The following is a 19,223-nucleotide window of genomic DNA, read 5'->3' on the forward strand; positions in this document are numbered from 1 at the left end:
GATCGCCGGGGTTGAATATCCGGGCGCGACCGGGCATCCGCGCGCCCGGCGCCGGTGGATGCGAATAAAAGAACAGTGCGCGTGGGAGTGACCGAATTCACCGACTTTGTGCAGGGCTTCACAAGCGGTTACGGTGGTGGCACGCAAGCCGCCTGCCTCGGGCAGCGGAGCACCTGAACCCCGATGAATCGCCACCGGCGCTGTCCCGGCGTCGGCGGAGATGCGACACCGGACACTTATCCCGGCCGGACGAGGAGCCGAACGACGTGACAGAGCAGCACGAGACACCAGGTGGTGTCTCCGGCAGGGCTCTGACCGTGCAACGGGATATTCCACAGGCCACGGTTACCCGTTTGGCGACCTATCTCCGTGTTCTCGCCGCACTCGCCGACGAGGGTGTGCTCATCGTATCGAGTGAGGAACTCGCTGTCGCGGCGGGTGTCGGTTCCGCCAAGCTGCGCAAGGATCTTTCCTTCCTGGGCCCCAACGGAGTCCGCGGTGTCGGCTACGACGTGGCGAGGTTGCGCGGCCGCATCGAGGAGGCGCTCGGCCTGTCCGACGGGCACCGGGTGATCCTGATCGGGGCCGGCAATCTCGGCCGTGCGCTGGTCGGTTACCGGGGCTTCCGGCGGCGGGGTTTCAGCATGGTCGGCGTCTTCGACCGGGATCCGGCGCTGATCGGGGAGTCGATCACCGGCCTGACCGTCCGCGATGTCGCCGGACTGGCCGGTGCGGTGGCCGAACTGGCCCCGACCATCGCGGTCGTCGCGGTACCGGACGCCGCCGCGCAGGCCGTCTGCGACGATCTGGTAGCCGCCGGGTTGCGCAGCATTCTCAGCTTCTGTTCGATCACGCTGGAGGCCCCGGCGGCCGTCGAGGTCCGTCGCGTGGACCTGGCCGTCGAACTGCAGATGCTGTCCTTCGAACAGGCGCGTACCGCCGGCGACACCACCGTGGAACCGGTGGCGCGCAGCCTGGCGGGCGCGACGGTGCATCCCGTCACCTGGTCCCCGGGCCATACGGGACACGGCCGCAGCGGGGCCCCCGCCGCGATGTGCCAGGCCGTCCACACGGCGGCACAGGCCGGGCAAACGGCAACGGAGCCAAGCAACAAGGGATCGGTGGTTGCACCATGAGCGTGCTTCTGGTCGGTGTGTCACATCGCAGCGCCCCCGTCGCGGTGCTGGAGAAAGTAGCCGTCACGGAGGACGACCGGCCCAAGCTGACCGATCGGATGCTCGTATCGCAGCACGTCTCCGAGGCCATGATCGTGTCCACCTGCAACCGGGTGGAGATCTACGCGGTGGTCGACGCCTTCCACGGTGGTCTGGCCGAGATCGGCGATCTGCTCGCCAAGCATTCCGGGCTGCCGCTGCCGGAACTCACCAAACACGCCTACGTCCGCTACAGCGAGGCCGCCGCCGAGCACCTGTTCGCGGTGTCCAGCGGCCTGGACTCGCTGGTGGTCGGGGAACAGCAGGTGCTCAGCCAGATCCGCGCCGCCTACGCCGCCGCCGACGCGCAGCAGGCCGCCGGGCGCACGTTGCACGAACTGGCCCAGCACGCGCTGCGGGTCGGCAAGCGGGTGCACAGCGAGACCGGGATCGACTCGGCCGGCGCCTCGGTGGTGTCGGTGGCGCTGGATCGCGGCCGCGCGGTGCTCGGCGACCTCACCGGCCGCACCGCCGTCGTGGTGGGCGCGGGCGCGATGGGCGGCCTGGCGGCGGCGCATCTGGCGCGGGCCGGAGTGGGCCGGATCATCGTGGTCAACCGCACGCTGGAGCGCGCGCAGCGGCTCGCGCACACCGCCGAGACCATGCACGGCGTACCCGCCACCGCGATGGAACTGTCCGGGCTGGTGTCCGCGATGGCCGAGGCCGATCTGGTGCTCACCAGCACCGGCGCCATCGGCACGGTCGTCACCCTGGCCGACGTCCACCGGGCGCTGGCCGCGCGGGCCGGTCGGCATCTGGTCGTCTGCGACCTGGGCCTGCCGCGCGATGTGGACACCACGGTCGCCGGCCTGCCGGACGTCACCGTCATCGACATGGAGACCCTGCAGCGCGATCCGGCGGCCGGCGCGGCCGCCGCGGACACCCTCGCCGCGCGGGCCATCGTCGCCGAGGAACTCTCGAAGTACCTGTCCGGCCAGCGCGTCGCGGAGGTGACGCCGACGGTGGCGGCGCTGCGGCAGCGCGCGGCCGAGGTGGTCGAGGCCGAACTGCTGCGGCTGGAATCCCGGCTGCCGGGCCTGGCCACCACCGAGCGCAACGAGGTGGCCCGGACCGTCCGCCGCGTGGTCGACAAGCTGCTGCACGCGCCGACGGTCCGGGTGAAACAGCTGGCCTCCACCCCCGGCGGCGGTAGTTACGCCGAGGCGCTGCGGGAACTGTTCGAACTGAAACCCGGTGCGGCACAGGCGGTCGCGGCTCCGATGGAGATCGCGGCGCTGGGTGAGCTCGCCGACGATTTCACCCCCGGCCACGAGCAGGGGACCCAGGCATGACCGGTCGGATGCGGGACCGGATGGACAGGCTGCGCGGGACCGGGGGAACCGGGACGGACGCGGCATGAGCGAGTCGAGCTTGCAGGAGCAGGACATGTCGCAACCCGGTGGAGTCGATACGTTGCAACCACGCGGCACCGCCGTGGCGCCTTGGCGGATCGGCACGCGCGGCAGCCTGCTCGCGCTGACCCAGGCCGGTACGGTCCGGGACGCGTTGATCGCGGCCGGCCAGCAGGCCGAACTGGTGATCGTCACGACCGCCGGCGACAAGTCGGCCGATCCGGTCCAGCAGATCGGCGTCGGCGTGTTCACCACCGCGTTGCGCGACGAACTCGCCGCCGAGGCCATCGACCTGATCGTGCACTCCTACAAGGACCTGCCGACCGCGCAGGACCCCCGCTTCGTCATCGCGGCCGTCCCGCCGCGGGAGGACCCGCGCGACGCGCTGGTCGCCCGCGACGGCCTGGTCCTCGGCGAACTGCCGGCCGGCTCCCGGGTCGGCACCTCCGCCCTGCGCCGGATCGCCCAGTTGCGGGCCCTGGGCCTGGGGTTGGAGCTGGTGCCGCTGCGCGGCAACGTCGACACCCGGCTGCGCAAGGTCGCCGACGGTGAACTCGACGCCGTCGTGGTGGCGCGCGCGGGCCTGGCCCGGCTCGGCCGGCTCGAGGCCGTCACCGAGGCGCTGGAACCGGTGCAGATGTTGTCCGCCCCCGCTCAGGGTGCGCTGGCGATCGAATGCCGCAGCGACGACACCGGCCTGGCCGAGGTGCTCGCCGCGCTCGACGATCCGGCGACCCGGGCCGAGATCGTCGCCGAACGCGCACTGCTCGCCGAGTTGGAGGGCGGCTGCAACGCCGCCGTCGGCGCGCTGGCCGAGGTCGTCGAATCCTTCGACGACGACGATCGGCTCATCGAGGAACTGTCGCTGCGCGGGTGCGCGGCGGCGATCGACGGCTCGGACGTGCTCCGGGCATCGGTGGTCGGACCGCTCGCGGACGCCGAGCAGCTGGGCCGGTCCCTGGCGCGCGAGCTCCTGGAGCTGGGGGCGCGCGACCTGCTCACGCAGAGTGACGCCGCCACCACCCCCGCAGACTTCAGCAACCCCAGCCCAATGGAGAACACTCAATGAGCGTGAGCCGAGCCATCACCAAGAAGCACCTCGGTCGGATCCTGTTCGTCGGGTCGGGACCGGGCGACCCGGCGTTGCTCACCGTGCGGGCCCGCGAGGTCCTCGGCCGCGCCGAGCTGGCCTTCACCGATCCCGACGTCGACCGGGGAGTGCTGGCCCTGGTCGGTTCCGCCGTGGAGCCGGGCCCGGACGGGGAGCGTCCCGTCGACGTGCGCCCCGCGCTGGGCGATCCGGCGGAGGTCGCCAAGACGCTGATCGCCGAGGCCCGCAACGGCGCCGACGTGGTACGCCTGGTCTCCGGCGATCCGCTGACCACCGATTCGGTGATCGCCGAGGTCAGCGCCGTCACCCGCTCGCACATGACCTTCGAGGTGCTGCCCGGCCTGCCGTCCGGCACCACCGTGCCCTCGTACGCGGGCATCGCGCTGGGCTCCACGCACACCGAGGTCGACGTGCGCGGCGAGGTCGACTGGGCCTCGGTTGCCGGTTCGCCAGGCCCGCTGGTGCTGCACGCCACCTCCGGACATCTGGCCGAGACCGCCAGCGCGCTGGTCGAACACGGCCTCGCGCCGCAGACCCCGGTCGCGGTGACCGTGCGCGGCACCACCCGCCAGCAGCGCACCATCGAGGCCACTTTGGCCACGCTGAACTCCGCCGCCTCCGAACTGGTCGGGCCGCTGGTGGTCACGGTCGGCAAGGAGGTCGAGCGCCGCTCGAAGATGTCCTGGTGGGAGTCGCGGGCGCTGTACGGCTGGACCGTCCTGGTGCCGCGCACCAAGGAGCAGGCCGGTGAGATGAGCGAGAAGCTCGTCATGCACGGCGCCATCCCGATGGAGGTGCCGACCATCGCCGTCGAGCCGCCGCGCAGCCCCGCCCAGATGGAGCGGGCGGTGAAGGGCCTGGTGGACGGCCGCTACCAGTGGGTGGTGTTCACTTCGACCAACGCCGTGCGCGCGGTGTGGGAGAAGTTCGGCGAATTCGGCCTCGACGCGCGCGCCTTCTCGGGTGTGAAGATCGCCTGCGTCGGCGAGGCCACCGCGGAGCGGGTGCGCGCCTTCGGCATCAATCCGGAACTGGTGCCCAGCGGGGAGCAGTCCTCGGAGGGTTTACTGGCCGATTTCCCGCCGTACGACGACGTCTTCGATCCGGTGAACCGGGTGCTGTTGCCGCGCGCGGACATCGCGACCGAAACTCTCGCCGAGGGGCTGCGCGACCGCGGCTGGGAGATCGACGACGTGACCGCGTACCGCACCGTCCGGGCCTCGCCGCCGCCGGCGGAGACCCGCGAGATGATCAAGACCGGCGGTTTCGACGCGGTCCTGTTCACCTCGTCCTCGACGGTCCGGAACCTGGTCGGCATCGCCGGTAAGCCGCATGCCCGCACGATCGTGGCCTGCATCGGCCCGAAGACCGCGGAGACCGCCGTCGAATTCGGCCTGCGTGTCGATGTGCAGCCCGAGGTCGCCCAGGTCGGCGCGCTGGTCGACGCCCTCGCCGAGCACGCGGCCCACCTCCGCGCCGAAGGCCTGCTGCCCCCGCCGCGGAAGAAGAGCCGCCGGCGCTAGCCGCCGGAGATCCGTCGACGGCCGCCGGGCACTGTGGTGCCCGGCGGCCGCTGTTCAGCGCCGCGCGCGCATGAGATCGCGGACCAGTCGGCAGGTCTTGTCCGACGGCGGCCGGATGCCCACGAGATCGGCGGTGCGGCGGATGGTCTCGTTGTCGGCGAGACTGGCTCGGTAGATGCCCGAATCGAGCAGCGCGATGGCCAGGCGCATCGCCTTCAACCTGCGGTTGTGCATGACGTACCACGCCCGCGGCCGCCCCGGCGGGAGCTTCCGCTTCTCCAGCGGCAGATAGGGTTCGACGATCCTGGAATCGGAGCGATTCGCCGTGCCCTGCGGCCGAACCGAACCCGGTCGCTGCGAACTTCTGATGACGGTGGCCACGAGCCCTCCCCTCGTCACGGAGATCCTGGACGATCTCCTCGAACACTTCTTCGATTCTATCGCGGGGTACCGACAGAAACCGCTGGCCGCGAACACTTTTGCGAGCCCGGCGCGCAGCTCGACAGATGGCCGACGGGTTGCTCCTGATCCGGGTCTACCCGTTGTGGGGAGGGCGACACCCCGGGCGGCGAACGTGCCGATGCCGATGGACGACTGTGGCGGGGGCCGGTTTTCGTGCGGGCAGGCGGCAGGGGAGATCAGTGGTGCAGGATCTCGAGGGCGAGTGGGTGGCCCGCGGCCGCGGCCCGCTCCAGGAGGAGATCGGATTCCTGATGGCGCTCGGGCTCTTTCGCTTCCCGCAGGTGCAGTGCCAGGCGGACCATGGAGGTCGGATCGCCGGACTCGATACCGCGGCGCAGCCAGCGCTCACCGGCCTCGGTGTCGCCGTGTTCCAGGTGGATCGTGCCGAGCACGGCCGCCGCGTCGGTGCGGCCGCGCCGGAAGGAATCTTCGAGAAGCTCTGTGGCCCTGGTGATTTCGTCGCGACGGGCCAGGCGGATGGCGAGGTTGCGCATGGCCGTCGGTTCGTGGGCTCGCGCGGCGCGTTCGTACCAGCGTTCGGCCGCGGCGTCGTCACCGCGACGATCGGCGATGGCTCCCATATTGCACATCGCCTCGGGAAGTCCGGCTTCGGCGGCCGAGCGCAACCAGCGTTCGGCGCTGTCGGGATCGCCGCGTTCCAGGTGCAGGATGCCGAGTTGCTGTGCGGCATCATCGTTTCCGGCGGCCGCCCCGCGCTCCAGCCAGGTGATCGCCTCGGCGATCCGGCCGTCTCGCCGGGCCAGCGTACCCAGAGTGCCCATCGCGGTGGAACTGCCGAGCTCGGCGGCGCGGCTCAGCCAGATCTGCGCCTCATCCGGAATGCGCGCATCCAGCAACCGCTGAGCCAACATCTCCATCACCGCCGGATCGCCGCGCTCGGCCATCGCCCGCAGTGCCCGCACGGCCGGGCCCGGATCCGGTCGCGCCGAATCGTCCCGGCCGTCCACACCGGACATCCCGCACCGCCTTCCGAACCGCAGGGCCCCGTTTCATCATCGGCGACACCATCCATGCGGACCAGCACCGCTGTGTGTGCCGAGCGATCGTGCGACGCAGACGCTGCGAGTGCTGAGCGATCATGCGATACAGGGGCTGTTGGCCGAGTGAATGTGCGATGCAGAGCACGGCGTGCGGCGGATGCGATCCGGCGGCCCGCGCGGAGGAGGCGGAGGCCACTGGGCCGAGTGTCGCGGAGTGCTCACAGTGCCTGTGACCGGCGCGATCATGGCCGACAGGTGGTGTCCGTCACGGCCAGTGGAACGGTGGTACCGCGCGCGAGGCCGGGGCGGTGCGGGCGTATCGTGCGACTATGACCGGAATGGACCGCCCGCGGCGGTTGCGTCGTACCCCAGCCATGCGTCGCCTCGTCGCCGAAACCACGCTCCAGCCAAGGCAACTGGTGTTGCCGATGTTCGTGGCCGACGGGCTCGCGGAGCCCCGGGAGATCGGTTCCATGCCGGGGGTCTACCAGCACACCCTGGACTCGCTGCGGAAGGCGGCGGGGGAGGCCGTGACCGCGGGGGTCGGCGGGCTCATGTTGTTCGGTGTGCCGCGGCCGGAGGACAAGGACGCCACGGGCAGTCTCGCCAGCGATCCGGCGGGCATCCTGAACCGCGGGCTGCGCGCGCTGGCCGAGGAGGTCGGCGGCGACACCGTCGTGATGGCCGACACCTGTCTGGACGAGTTCACCGATCACGGGCACTGCGGCGTGCTGGCCGCCGACGGTTCGGTCGACAACGACGCCACGCTGGACCGCTACGTCGAGATGGCGCTCGCGCAGGCGGAGGCGGGCGCGGACCTGCTCGGTACCAGCGGCATGATGGACGGCCAGGTCGGCGCGATCCGGGCCGGACTGGATGCGGCCGGGCGCATCGACACCGGCATCCTGGCCTATTCCGCGAAGTACGCCTCGGCCTTCTACGGCCCGTTCCGGGAGGCGGTCGGCTCCTCGCTGCAGGGCGATCGCCGCACCTACCAGCAGGATCCGGCCAATCGCCGCGAGGCGATCCGCGAACTGGAACTGGATCTCGCCGAGGGCGCCGACATCGTGATGGTGAAGCCGGCCATGTCGTATCTCGACATCCTGCGCGAGGTGGCGGACCGGTCGATCGTGCCGGTGGCGGCCTACCAGATCTCCGGCGAGTACGCGATGATCACCGCCGCCGCCGAGCGGGGCTGGATCGACCGGCGCGGGGCCATCCTGGAATCGCTGGTGGGGATCCGTCGCGCGGGCGCGGATCTGGTGCTCACCTACTGGGCCACCGAAGCCTCGCACTGGTTGTCGTGAATCCGGGTCAGCCACCGCCGTATCCGCCGTACCCGCCGCTCGGTCCCGGCGGTCCGGGCATGCCCGGACCCGGCGGTTTCCCTCCGCTCACCGGCCGTCCCGTACTGCCCGTGCCGGCGGATGTCCGGACCGCGGTGCAATTGTGGTGGGGCGTGGCCGTTTTCGGGGTGCTGCGGCTGATCGCCGATGCGGTGGACCGGTTCACGCACCGGCACGACCTGGCCCGGCAGATGTACGACCAAATGCGCGAACAACAGCCGCAGACCTCGCTCGCGCAGGTGGAGCTGGTGGTGACGCTCCTGGAGGTGGTGATCGTCGTCTTCGGGCTGGGCCTGGCGGTCGGGGTGGTGGCGATCGCCTACCAGTTGCGGCGGGGCCGGTTGTGGGCGCGCACCCTGCTCGAGGCCGCCGCCGCGGTGCTGGTGCTCGGGGCGGTCGGCACCCTGTTCGGGCTGAGCACCGAGGGCGTCGCCGCGCTGATCGCCGGCGCCGCGACCATCCTGCAGGCGGTACTCGCCGCCGGTGCCGTATTCCTTTGCCGCCGAGGCGAATCCGATACCTTCTTCCGTGCCTTCGGGCGGTGAGGTACCCCGCCGAATTTGTCACGGACCGGGCGGGATGTATCGTGAAAGTTGTCACAGTGGACTTGGGAACCGGAAGTCGTTGGCGCAGCGTTGATTCTCGGATCACGTCGCATCGCACGCTCCGGGGAAGCGGAGGCAACGATGCGAGTGGTCATTGAGCAGCCGCAAAGCCTTCGACGAGACATCCTCTTGGTCAGCGTGCTGATCCTGCTCGGTCTGCTCACCCTCGCGGTACTCCTGCTCCCGGGCATGAGCCATTGATCCGTCCGTGACCGGCGGTTTTCCCGAAATCCACGACACGGACGTCGTGCGTTTCGCCGAACCCGGCGCCCGCTGGCGCAGCGTCGCCTACGGCCCGATCCTCTGCCTGCTGGTGGTCTGCCTGGAACTCGGCCTGCACAGTCATGTGCACTGGTTCGGCCTGGCGTTCTGTGCGGTGCTGCTGGCCGGATTCGTCGCGCTGCAGGTGGTGGCCGGTCGCCGGCACGTCAGCGTCGAACTCACCGATACCGCGCTGCGCGAGGGCACCGAGGTACTGCCGCTGGACCGCGTCGCCGAGGTGCTGCCCGAGCGCGATCCGGACAGCTGGGACGACGAGGAGTGGGAGTCGGCGCGGGCGCTCGGCGAACTCTCCGGAGTGCCGCGGCGGCGCAAAGGTATCGGTCTCCGATTGCTCGACGGTAGCCTGGTGCAGGCGTGGGCGCGCGATCACCGGCGGCTGCGCGCGGAACTCGCCGCGGCCCTGCGACCCGCGGGCGGCGGTATCGGCGACGGCGAGGAGGAACTCCCATGAAGCGGTGGGTGTGGATCACCGCGGACGCCGTGATCACCGTGCTGTTCACGGTCGCCGCGGTGTACGCCTGGCATGCCGGGATCCGGCACACCGCCTTCGTCGCCGACGGTGAGCAGCCCGCGTTCACGTCCACCCACTATTCGGGCGGGTGGATCGGCCTGTCGGTCCTGCTGGCGACCGGGGCGGGACTGGCCGGGCTGGACCTGGTGGTCCGCGCCGTCGCCCGGTCCCGCCGCGAGCCGGTTCAGTTCCAGCGCTGATAGATGTCCAGGACCCGCGGCCCGTGGCTGCCGGGCACGTCCAGGAAGAACGACACGCTGCCGTCCTGGTGGTCGGCGGCCTCCATGATCACCTGCCGCAGCGAGGCGTGCACCCCGCCGCGGTCGTCCTTGAACAGCTGGGTGTCCTGATGCAGGCCCGCACCCACTCGCCCGGCGGGCACGATCATGCCGATCAGCGCCGGCAACGGGCCCTGGGCCAGCGCCTTCGTCTCGCCGTGGTCGAGCTGCACGCCGATGCGCGCGTCATCGGGTTGGGCCACCGGAACGATCGCGGCGGCGGTTCCGGCGCCGAACAGCACCGCACCCGCGGCGATGGTGGCACCGGTTGCTCCGAGCATGATCCTGCGCATGAATCCCTCCCGATATGAGCCTGTGGTTTCCCAGAGGGTACGCATCAGCAATCTGGCAGCGAACTATTTGGGCCCGAAGCGGATCCGGCGTGTTGTCGCGGGGGATCGACAGCCGTGACCCGGGCCACTACACCCTGTCGTCGATCCGCCGAGGCCGAACTGAGACACTGGAAGCCGTGAGTTCTTCTCCGCGCGCCATCGAGGACGCAGTGTCGGTCTCCGCCCATCTGTACGAACGTGCCGCCGCGATCATCCCCGGCGGGGTGAACTCGCCGGTCCGGGCGTTCAAATCGGTCGGCGGCACGCCCCGGTTCATCGCGTCGGCGCGGGGCTGCACCCTGACCGACGCCGACGGCAACGAGTACGTCGACCTGGTGTGTTCCTGGGGCCCGATGATTCTCGGCCACAGCCACCCGGCCGTGGTCGAGGCGGTGCGACAGGCCGCGACCGGCGGGTTGTCGTTCGGCGCGCCGACCGCCGCGGAGATCGATCTGGCCGAGGCCATCGCGGCCCGGGTCGAACCCGTGGAACGGGTGCGGCTGGTCAACTCCGGTACCGAGGCGACCATGAGCGCGGTGCGGCTGGCCCGCGGCTACACCGGTCGCAGCAAGATCGTGAAATTCTCCGGCTGCTACCACGGGCACGTCGACGCGCTGCTCGCCGACGCGGGCTCGGGCGTGGCGACGCTGGGCCTGCCGACCTCGCCGGGTGTCACCGGCGCGCAGGCCGCCGACACCATCGTGCTGCCCTACAACGACCTGGACGCGCTCGCCGCGGCGTTCGCGGCCCGTCCCGGCGAGATCGCGGCCGTGATCACCGAGGCCGCCGCCGGCAACATGGGCACGGTGGCGCCCGCACCCGGCTTCAACGCCGGTCTGCGCCGGCTGACCGCCGCCGACGGCGCTCTGCTGATCATGGACGAGGTCATGACCGGATTCCGGGTGAGCCCGGCCGGTTGGTACGGCATCGACGGCGTCGCGGGCGATCTGTACACCTTCGGCAAGGTGATGAGCGGGGGCCTGCCCGCCGCCGCGTTCGGCGGCCGCGCCGACATCATGAATCGGCTGGCCCCGCTGGGCCCGGTCTATCAGGCGGGCACGTTGTCGGGGAATCCGGTCGCCGTCGCGGCCGGTCTGGCCACCCTTCGGGCCGCCGACGCCGCGATCTACGCGGCGCTGGACCGCAACGCGCAACGGCTGGGCGGGCTGATCACCGCGGCGCTGTCGGCCGCCGGTGTGGCCCATGTGGTCCAGTTCGCGGGCAATATGGTGAGCGTGTTCTTCACCGATCACCCGGTCACCGACTATGCCACCGCCAAAGCCAGCGAGACCTGGCGTTTCCCGGCGTTCTTCCATGCTCTGCTGGAGCGCGGCGTCTATCCGCCGCCGAGCGCGTTCGAGACGTGGTTCGTCTCCGCGGCACTCGACGAGGACGCATTCGACCGTATCGCCGCCGCCCTCCCGGCCGCCGCCGCGGCCGCCGCGGCCGCCACACCCGAAGGATCCCGCGCGTGAGCGACGCACAGCAGCAATCCGGACCCGTGGAGACGGCCCAGGCGGGCCCCGAATCGGCCGTCGCGGGATCCGAACCGACCGGCGCGGCCGGATCCGCGCCGCTCGATCCGGCGGCGGGGCTGCCGGGGGATACCGCGGTGGCGGAGACCATCGTGCACGTGATGCGGCACGGTGAGGTGCACAACCCGAGAGGCATCCTGTACGGCCGGCTGCCCGGCTTCAGCCTGTCGGTGACGGGCCGGTCGCAGGCCGCGGCCGTCGGCCGCACCCTCGCCGACCACGACATCGCGTTCGTGGTGGCCTCGCCGTTGCAGCGTGCCCAGGAGACCGCGGGCCCGATCGCGGCGCAGCACGGCCTGACGATCCGTACCGACGAGAACCTGATCGAGGCCGGTAACACCTTCGAGGGCCTGCGGGTGTCGGTCGGCGACGGCGCGCTGCGCAAGCCGCGGCACTGGTGGAAGCTGCGCGACCCGTTCACCCCGTCCTGGGGTGAGCCGTATCTGCAGATCGCGCACCGGATGTTGGCCGCCGTGAACAAGGCCCGCGCGGAGGCGACCGGCCACGAGGCGGTGCTGGTCTCCCATCAGCTGCCGGTGTGGACGCTGCGCCGGTTCCTCGAGGGCAAGCGGCTGTGGCACGACCCGCGGCAGCGGCAGTGCTCGCTGGCCTCGCTGACCTCGCTGGTGTACCAGGGCGACACCCTCATCGACATCGTCTACTCCGAACCGGCCGGCGCGTCGGACCCGTTGGTGACCGGGGCGTGAGCGGGCGGACCCGGCTGCTCGTACCGCTGCTGCTGTGCGCGGCGGTACTGGCGGCGCTGACCGGCTGTTCCAGCGGTAAGGACGCGGTGGCGCAGGGCGGCACCTTCGATTTCGTGTCACCGGGCGGTAAGACCGACATCGGGTACGACCCGCCGTCGGCGCGCGGCACCATCGGTACGCTCGCCGGTCCCGACCTGATGAATGCCGGGAAGACCGTGTCCGTCAGCGATTTCCCGGACCAGGTCGTGGTGCTGAACGTCTGGGGCCAGTGGTGCGGACCGTGCCGTGCCGAGGCGCCCGCGCTGGAGAAGGTGTACGAGCAGTCGAAGCCCCGCGGCGTGGCCTTCCTCGGGATCAATGTGCGCGATCCGCAGCAGGACAAGGCGCAGGACTTCGTCACCAGCTTCCACGTCGGATATCCGTCGATCTACGACCCGGAGATGCGCAGCCTGCTCGCCCTCGGCGGCAAATTCCCCACCAGCGTCATCCCGACCACCCTGGTGCTGGACCGGCACCACCGGGTCGCCGCGGTATTCCTGCGCACCCTCCTCGCCGAGGATCTCCAGCCGGTGGTCGACCGGATCGCCGCGGAGGATCGGTCATGAGGACGAACCGAGCGACACCCTGCGCCTACCGGTACCCGCTGGGCTTCCCGGAGCTGATGCGGCGTTCCAGCATCCTGCCGCCGGAGCTGCGCCCGGACTTCTGGGCCCCGGGCCTCCGCGCGCCGCAATTCCAGCCGGAGCTGCCGCCCGAGTCGTCGGACGGGACACCGTTGCCGGAGTCGGCGGGCGAGACGCCGTTGGCGCAGGCACCCGACGAGACACCGCTGACGCAGTCGCCGGACGGGACGCCGTTGCCGCAGTTGCCGGGCACGATCCCATTGCCGCAGTTGCCGGGCACGATCCCGTTGTCGGGGTCGCCGGATGCGATGCCGCCGGCGGACGATCTCGCACGCGCTGCCGAACGGTCGCAGGCGGCGTATCCGCCGGTCTCGCCGCAATCGCGGCTGGGTGTGCAGTCGCATCCCGAGTTGCGGCCACATGTGGTGGTACCGCCGCTCCCCGAGGCGCAACTCGATGCGAGTTCGCGGTCCGTGCTGCTGATGCGGGAGCATCGGCCGCGCCGGATCCTGGCTCCCCGGCCCGCCCGGGACGCGACCGAGAAGCGGTGCGTCCGGGGCCGCCGGGCACGGCGGGGGTCGCGATGACGACGACCGTGCTGGCCTCGGTGGGGGATTCGTTCCAGCAGACCGCCGCGACCGGGCCGTTGCTGCTGGCGCTGGGTGCGTGCGTGCTGGCGGGACTGGTGTCGTTCGCGTCGCCGTGTGTCGTGCCGTTGGTGCCCGGATACCTGTCCTATCTGGCCGGGCTGGTCGGCGCCGAGGCGCCGCCGGTCACGGTCGGCGAGGTCACGGGCCGTCGCGTCACCCTGGCCGAACGGGCCGGCCGGATGCGGGTCGCCGGTGCGGCCGGACTGTTCGTCGCCGGATTCACCGTGGTGTTCGTGCTGGCGTCGGCCACCGTGTTCGGGGTGATCCAGACCCTGAACGTGAACCGGGATCTGCTGCAGCGGATCGGCGGCGTCGTCACCATCGTGATGGGCCTGGTGTTCCTCGGACTGGTCCCGGCCCTGCAACGCGACACCCGGATGCACCCGCGACGGCTCACCGGCGTCATCGGCGCGCCGCTGCTCGGCGCGGTGTTCGCGCTGGGCTGGACACCGTGCCTGGGACCGACGCTGTCCGGGGTGATGGCGGTGTCCGCCGGCACCCAGGGCGCCACCGCCGCCCGCGGTGTGGCGCTGATCATCGCCTACTGCCTGGGTCTGGGCCTGCCGTTCGTGATCCTGGCGTTCGGGTCGGCCAGCGCGCTGCGCGGGGTCGGCTGGTTGCGCCGCAACTCGCGGACCATCCAGATCATCGGCGGAATCCTGCTCGTCGCGGTCGGTGCAGCCCTGGTGACGGGGTTGTGGGACCAGTTCGTCGGGTGGATACGCAATGCCTTCGTCTCCGAAACGACCCTGCCGATCTGATATGACCACCACCATCACCGCCCCCGAGACCGCCCCCCGCCCCGGCCCGCCGCCGCGGGGCAGATTCCCGGCCCTGCTGCGCAACACCTGGCGTGGCCTCACCAATATGCGCACCGCGCTGGTGCTGCTGTTCCTGCTGGCGCTGGCGGCGATTCCCGGCGCCCTGCTGCCACAGCGCAGCCTCAACGCGCAGAAGGTCGACAAGTACATCGCCGACCGGCCCACCCTCGGGCACTGGATGGACCGGCTGCAGCTGTTCGGGGTGTTCTCCAGTTCCTGGTTCACCGCCGTCTACGTGCTGTTGTTCGTCTCGCTCGTGGGCTGCATCGTGCCCCGCGTCTTCGACCACTACCGCGCGCTGCGCACCCCGCCGGTCGCGGTGCCGCGCAACCTCAGCCGGTTGCCGCACCACTTCGCCACGACGGTCACGGCATCGCCGGAGGAGGTGATCGGCAGCGCGCGCGGCCGGTTGCGCGGCTGGCGGGTGATCCAGCGGACCGGCACCCGCGAGGGTGAGCTCACGCTGTCCGCGGAGAAGGGGTACGTCCGCGAGCTCGGCAATCTGGTCTTCCACCTGGCGCTGGTCGGGCTGCTGGTCGCGTTCGCGATCGGAAAGCTGTTCGGCTACGAGGGCAATGTGGTGGTCGTCGCCGACGACGGTCCCGGCTTCTGCACCACCTCGCCCGCGGTCTTCGACTCGTTCCGGGCGGGCAACGTCAACGACGGCACCGGCCTGGCCCCGATGTGCGTGCGGGTCAAGGATTTCCGCGCCGACTATCTGCCCAACGGCCAGGCCGAGATGTTCACCGCGAACATCTCGTACCAGACCGGCAAGGATCTGACCGCCGGCACATGGCGCGATACGACCGTCCAGGTGAACCATCCGCTGCGCGTCGCGGGCGACCGCGTCTACCTGCAGGGACACGGTTACGCGCCGACCTTCACGGTCACCTATCCGAACGGGCAGACCCGCACCGAGACGGTGCAGTGGCTGCCCGAGGACACCGCGACCTTCCTGTCCAGCGGCGTCATGCGCTTCGATCCGCCCGGCGGCATGTTCGGCACCGAGGAGGACCGGCGCAAACACCAGATCGCGATCGAGGGCCTGTTCGCGCCGACCGCGCTGTTGCACGGCACCCTGCTCACCTCGTCGTATCCGGCGCTGAACGATCCGGCGGTGGCGATCGACATCTATCGCGGCGAGACCGGCCTCGACACCGGCCGCGCGCAGTCGCTGTTCGCCCTGGACCCGGAGATGATCAAACAGGGCCGACTCGCGAAGGAGCAGCGGGTGAACCTGCGGCCGGGCGAATCGGCGACCTTGGCCGACGGTACCAAGGTGACGTTCGACGGTGCGAAACAGTTCGCGAATCTGCAGGTGTCGCACGATCCGGCGCAGGACTGGGTGCTGGTGTGCGCGGTGACGATGATGGCCGGTCTGCTGGTGTCGCTGCTGCTCAAGCGCCGTCGCGTGTGGATGCGCGCATACCCCGAGATGACCGGCGATGAAGAACGACGTACTGTAGTAGAAATGGGCGGGCTGGCCCGCACCGACCAGGCCGGCTGGGGTGGCGAATTCGATCGCCTGCGCAGCTCGGTTCTGGGGGAGAGCACACCGTCCGGAACGCAGAACGGGGAGCATTGACCATGCCGATCGACGAGAACATCGCCGGTTACAGCGATCTGGCGTTCAAGTCGGCGATCGTCATCTACGTGCTGGTGTTCGTGTTGCTGCTGGTGCAGTACGCGACCGCCTACACCCGCAAGGCCGAGGAGCGCGAACCCGCCCTGGTCGGCGCCGGTGCCGGGGTCCCCGGCCGCGTCGATCGGCCGACGGCCCGGCCGCTGGGCGAACGCTTCGGCAACATGGCCTTCGCGGTGCTGTTCGTCGGCCTGGGCTCGCACATCGTGTCGATCGTGCTGCGCGGCTTCGCGACCCACCGCTTCCCGCTCGGCAACATGTACGAGTTCGTGACGATGGCGACCGGCACCGCCGTCCTGCTCGGCGTGATCCTGCTGCGCGATCAGCGCTACCGCGGCATGTGGTCGTTCCTGCTGGTTCCCGTGCTGGTCCTGATGTTCCTGGCCGGCACCGTGCTGTACGCCGGAGCCGCCCCCGTGGTGCCCGCACTGAAGTCCTACTGGCTGCCGATCCACGTGACCGTGGTGAGCATCGGCAGCGGCGTATTCCTGGTCTCGGGCGTCGCCAGCCTGCTGTTCCTGCTGCGCCTGCGGCAGCCCGCCGGTACGGAATCCGACAGCGTACTGGGCGCGATCGCCCGCCGCCTGCCCGATGCCCGCACCCTGGACCGGCTCGCCTACCGCACCACCATCATCGGCTTCCCGATCTTCGGCACCGGCATCATCCTGGGCGCGATCTGGGCGGAATCCGCCTGGGGCCGCTTCTGGGGCTGGGATCCGAAGGAGACGGTCTCCTTCATCGCCTGGGTCATCTACGCCGCCTATCTGCACGCCCGCGCCACCTCGGGCTGGCGGGAGACCAAGGCCGCGTGGATCAACATCGCCGGCTTCGTGGCGATGCTGTTCAACCTGTTCATCATCAACATCGTGGTGAGCGGTCTGCACTCGTACGCCGGGCTCAACTGAGCCGTTCGTCGCCACGGCGGTCCCGGTGCATAGGGCCGGTGTTCCGCCTTGCGATGTGCCGGGCCAGGTCTCCGGTGTCCTGTCGTTCGACGGTTCTGTGCTCGGATCCGGCCGGTTGCCGGATGCACCCCCCGCGCCCGTGCCCTGCCGAGGGTGCAGGGCGGGCCGTTCCGGTCGGTGCTGTGCCGTCGATGTCCCTTGATGGGTGTCGTCCCTACGTTGCCTGCTCGTGGTGTGTCCAGGGGCGGCAGGCGGCTCGGTGTCAGGGGGCCTCTTCCGCTCCGTCCGACCGAGTCGGCGGTGACCCGGACCGGGCCGGTGGTGACAGTGCCGGAGCCGGATCGGGTGTGCGGTCGGATAGCGAATCGTTCGATGCACGGTTGCCGGTAGGGATCGGATCGGTGGTGACGGACGTGTTCGATGTGGGCTCGGCCGCACGCAATACGTATTGCGAAACCGGGGGCGGGTGTACCGCTGCGCGGAACTGCGGATACTTCTATCCGAAAGCTTCTCTGGCGCAGGTTGTTCGGCCGATCATCCGGTGAATTGATTTCTGCTGGTAGCAGTCTCGGTATCGAACATCTGTGCCCTCGGTCCGGGAGTGTGGGCACGCGGGCCGGTGGTGCGGGAACCGCTCGACCGTCGTGCGTCCGATGATCGAACCTCCGAATATCAAGTGGCCCAGCGCTTTACGAGGTGGCCGTTCGCCCGGATCGGGTTCGGGAAGCGGGCCGGCGGTCCGCGATTCGAGTAGCACGCTCGTGCCGAATCGATTGCGCGATGCCGCGCCGGACCCGACAGTGTTGTGAAGCAAGGTGTTTCCAGTCGGTAGCAACATTTGCCCGGAGTAATCGCTTCGGCGGCGTACCGGTGCGCAAATCGGCAAGTGCTGGCGCGCAGGTGTTTCCGGTGCCGTTTCGATTGCGATACGGGCGGAGCGGAACTCGGAAATAGACGATTGTTTTCGCGACTTTTACGGGAGATTCTGCGGCGTAATAGTTTTCGATCGTCCGCATCGATGTTTCGGGTGGTTCCCACCGAGGCGGTGCGGATCGGGTGCTCGGATGTGGTCGTCTCTGTTCCGAATATTCAAGGGCCACAAGGGTTTCGGAGACAGACCGGTCCGTGTGCCGGCTCGTTTGCCGTGGGTGTTGTCCAGGGGGCTTGATCGTTGCGTGCGGAGGGATGCGTCTACCGAGTGTCGTGCCGCTGGTGTGCAGGTCACGAGATCGCGAGTGGCGCCGTGTATTCCGCGTCGCAGTCGCAACGACGCACGGTAACGGGGTTGTGTGCGTGGTACCGGTGCGGGATCGCGTGGCGCCCGGGTTCTTCGTGCCCGCAACCGGTTACGGTGCGCGCCGCCCCACGCCGGAAGGCCGGCGCGCTCGTCGGCAGGCGATCGGCAAACGGGTTCGTTCGTTGGAGTGGCGGTCACCGGGAGGCTGGGTTAATGTCTGTCATTGATTTGACCGAGCGGAGAGTGCGGACCACGAATCTCTTCGAGAAGCTGTGTGCCGCAACATATTTCGGCGGCCTCTGCAATTCCTTGCGGAGGCCGTGACAACACTTGGAATTCTCCAGGAGCTGCTGTGAGCACTTCTCTTTCCAGCTTGCCCAGCGGACATCAGACGATGTTGCTGGCCCATCGTGCCATGGTCACCGATCTGCCCCGCATCGCCGAGGCTGCCAACCGACTGGCCGCGAACCCGGATGCGACCCGCGCCGCCGCGCTGAGCGGCTACGTCGATCGGGTGCACACACTGATCAACCACCACCACGAGGGCGAGAACGAGTACCTCTGGCCGCGCCTGCGCACCCACGGCGCCGACGAGGCGGCGATCGCCCTGCTCGCCGCGGAGCACGAGGAACTGGACAAGTTCCTGGCCGAATGGCACCGCATGGCAACGGAATTGGGAACCGACGGCAGTGTCGCGGCCGAACTCGCGCGGATCACGATGGATGTGCACGAGCGGATCGTCGGGCATGCCGCGGACGAGGAGGCGGAGCTGGTCGGCCGGCTCGCCCCGGCGCTGAACCCCAAGATCTGGAAGGGTTTCGAGACCCACATGCGCAAGACCGCGCCGCTGTGGACGCTGCGGTTCATGCCCGCGTGGCTGCTGTCCGTGGCCGGGCCCGACGAACTGGGTGGTGTGCCGGCGTTGCCGATGGCTCGACTGTTCCGCGGCTGGCTGGAGCGCACGCAACGTGCCGCGCTCGGCTCCGCCGCGTGAGCCGGAAGAAATCTTCCGTACACCAATTTTTTTCGCGACCGCACGAGTAAGCTCGTGCCGGCCATCACCGAGTCCGACGACAGCCCAATCCC

19 protein-coding genes are annotated in these 19,223 nt (G+C 70.0%); 16 read left to right on the top strand and 3 right to left on the bottom strand.

The annotated features are described in order from the left end of the window. The first annotated feature begins 266 nt into the window (after nucleotides 1-266). The 4 genes from G361_RS0138885 (at nucleotide 267) to G361_RS0138900 (ending at nucleotide 5,200) form a co-directional block, all read left to right on the top strand. Complete coding sequence (locus tag G361_RS0138885) at nucleotides 267-1,136, top strand: redox-sensing transcriptional repressor Rex (protein WP_026344046.1); 870 nt, start codon at nucleotides 267-269, stop codon at nucleotides 1,134-1,136. Beyond that, nucleotides 1,133-2,506, top strand: coding sequence for a glutamyl-tRNA reductase (locus G361_RS0138890; protein ID WP_019932563.1), 1,374 nt, complete (start codon nucleotides 1,133-1,135; stop codon nucleotides 2,504-2,506). Before G361_RS0138885 ends, G361_RS0138890 begins: the two co-directional genes overlap by 4 nt. Before the next feature lie 94 nt (nucleotides 2,507-2,600). Further along, the gene (gene hemC / locus G361_RS0138895; protein ID WP_052173031.1) at nucleotides 2,601-3,635 is read left to right on the top strand and encodes a hydroxymethylbilane synthase; all 1,035 of its coding nucleotides are present in this window, start codon (nucleotides 2,601-2,603) and stop codon (nucleotides 3,633-3,635) included. Next, nucleotides 3,632-5,200, top strand: a complete 1,569-nt coding sequence (locus tag G361_RS0138900; protein WP_019932565.1) for a uroporphyrinogen-III synthase — start codon at nucleotides 3,632-3,634, stop codon at nucleotides 5,198-5,200. The genes hemC and G361_RS0138900 overlap by 4 nt, the downstream gene beginning before the upstream one ends. A 54-nt stretch (nucleotides 5,201-5,254) precedes the next feature. On the opposite strand, the gene G361_RS0138905 is transcribed toward G361_RS0138900, so the two are convergent. Beyond that, complete coding sequence (locus G361_RS0138905) at nucleotides 5,255-5,581, bottom strand: hypothetical protein (RefSeq protein ID WP_019932566.1); 327 nt, start codon at nucleotides 5,579-5,581, stop codon at nucleotides 5,255-5,257. A gap of 257 nt (nucleotides 5,582-5,838) precedes the next feature. Next, nucleotides 5,839-6,639 carry a tetratricopeptide repeat protein gene (locus tag G361_RS0138910; RefSeq protein ID WP_019932567.1) on the bottom strand — a complete coding sequence of 267 codons (801 nt, stop codon included), beginning with the start codon at nucleotides 6,637-6,639 and terminating at the stop codon, nucleotides 5,839-5,841. A 353-nt stretch (nucleotides 6,640-6,992) separates the two neighbouring features. Here G361_RS0138910 and hemB point away from each other — a divergent pair, with 353 nt between their 5' ends. From hemB to G361_RS46230, 4 genes are all read left to right on the top strand, one after another. Next, nucleotides 6,993-7,970 (top strand): porphobilinogen synthase, encoded by a 978-nt coding sequence (gene hemB, locus G361_RS0138915; protein WP_026344049.1) that lies wholly within the window; start codon nucleotides 6,993-6,995, stop codon nucleotides 7,968-7,970. A gap of 59 nt (nucleotides 7,971-8,029) precedes the next feature. Continuing rightward, the gene (locus tag G361_RS46225) at nucleotides 8,030-8,554 is read left to right on the top strand and encodes a hypothetical protein (protein WP_052173032.1); all 525 of its coding nucleotides are present in this window, start codon (nucleotides 8,030-8,032) and stop codon (nucleotides 8,552-8,554) included. Between the two features lie 268 nt (nucleotides 8,555-8,822). Beyond that, nucleotides 8,823-9,347 (top strand): hypothetical protein, encoded by a 525-nt coding sequence (locus tag G361_RS0138930; protein ID WP_019932571.1) that lies wholly within the window; start codon nucleotides 8,823-8,825, stop codon nucleotides 9,345-9,347. Continuing rightward, nucleotides 9,344-9,607, top strand: coding sequence for a hypothetical protein (locus tag G361_RS46230; protein ID WP_019932572.1), 264 nt, complete (start codon nucleotides 9,344-9,346; stop codon nucleotides 9,605-9,607). Before G361_RS0138930 ends, G361_RS46230 begins: the two co-directional genes overlap by 4 nt. Here G361_RS46230 and G361_RS0138940 read toward each other — a convergent pair. Next, nucleotides 9,592-9,978: a hypothetical protein gene (locus G361_RS0138940; protein WP_155982052.1), complete on the bottom strand. Its 387-nt coding sequence runs from the start codon at nucleotides 9,976-9,978 to the stop codon at nucleotides 9,592-9,594. The genes G361_RS46230 and G361_RS0138940 overlap by 16 nt on opposite strands. Before the next feature lie 176 nt (nucleotides 9,979-10,154). Between G361_RS0138940 and hemL the strand changes: the two genes are divergently transcribed. From hemL to G361_RS0138980, 8 genes are all read left to right on the top strand, one after another. Further along, the gene (gene hemL, locus G361_RS0138945; RefSeq protein WP_026344051.1) at nucleotides 10,155-11,492 is read left to right on the top strand and encodes a glutamate-1-semialdehyde 2,1-aminomutase; all 1,338 of its coding nucleotides are present in this window, start codon (nucleotides 10,155-10,157) and stop codon (nucleotides 11,490-11,492) included. A 161-nt stretch (nucleotides 11,493-11,653) separates the two neighbouring features. Beyond that, a complete protein-coding gene (locus tag G361_RS0138950) occupies nucleotides 11,654-12,259 on the top strand; it encodes a histidine phosphatase family protein (RefSeq protein ID WP_052173033.1) in 606 nt (201 codons plus the stop codon). Then, the gene (locus G361_RS0138955; protein WP_019932576.1) at nucleotides 12,256-12,864 is read left to right on the top strand and encodes a TlpA disulfide reductase family protein; all 609 of its coding nucleotides are present in this window, start codon (nucleotides 12,256-12,258) and stop codon (nucleotides 12,862-12,864) included. Before G361_RS0138950 ends, G361_RS0138955 begins: the two co-directional genes overlap by 4 nt. Further along, on the top strand, nucleotides 12,861-13,469 hold the full coding sequence (locus G361_RS0138960; protein WP_155982053.1) for a hypothetical protein: 609 nt from the start codon (nucleotides 12,861-12,863) through the stop codon (nucleotides 13,467-13,469). Before G361_RS0138955 ends, G361_RS0138960 begins: the two co-directional genes overlap by 4 nt. Next, entirely contained in the window at nucleotides 13,466-14,293 is an 828-nt protein-coding gene (locus G361_RS0138965; protein ID WP_026344053.1) for a cytochrome c biogenesis CcdA family protein, read from the top strand. Before G361_RS0138960 ends, G361_RS0138965 begins: the two co-directional genes overlap by 4 nt. Nucleotide 14,294: 1 nt before the next feature. Then, nucleotides 14,295-15,938 carry a cytochrome c biogenesis protein ResB gene (locus G361_RS0138970; protein WP_019932579.1) on the top strand — a complete coding sequence of 548 codons (1,644 nt, stop codon included), beginning with the start codon at nucleotides 14,295-14,297 and terminating at the stop codon, nucleotides 15,936-15,938. A 2-nt stretch (nucleotides 15,939-15,940) separates the two neighbouring features. Next, entirely contained in the window at nucleotides 15,941-16,900 is a 960-nt protein-coding gene (ccsB, locus tag G361_RS0138975) for a c-type cytochrome biogenesis protein CcsB (RefSeq protein ID WP_019932580.1), read from the top strand. Nucleotides 16,901-18,489: 1,589 nt separating this feature from the next. Next, nucleotides 18,490-19,131 (top strand): hemerythrin domain-containing protein, encoded by a 642-nt coding sequence (locus tag G361_RS0138980; RefSeq protein ID WP_196814753.1) that lies wholly within the window; start codon nucleotides 18,490-18,492, stop codon nucleotides 19,129-19,131. Nucleotides 19,132-19,223: the final 92 nt, after the last annotated feature.

This window comes from Nocardia sp. BMG111209 (assembly GCF_000381925.1).
GTDB lineage: Bacteria > Actinomycetota > Actinomycetes > Mycobacteriales > Mycobacteriaceae > Nocardia.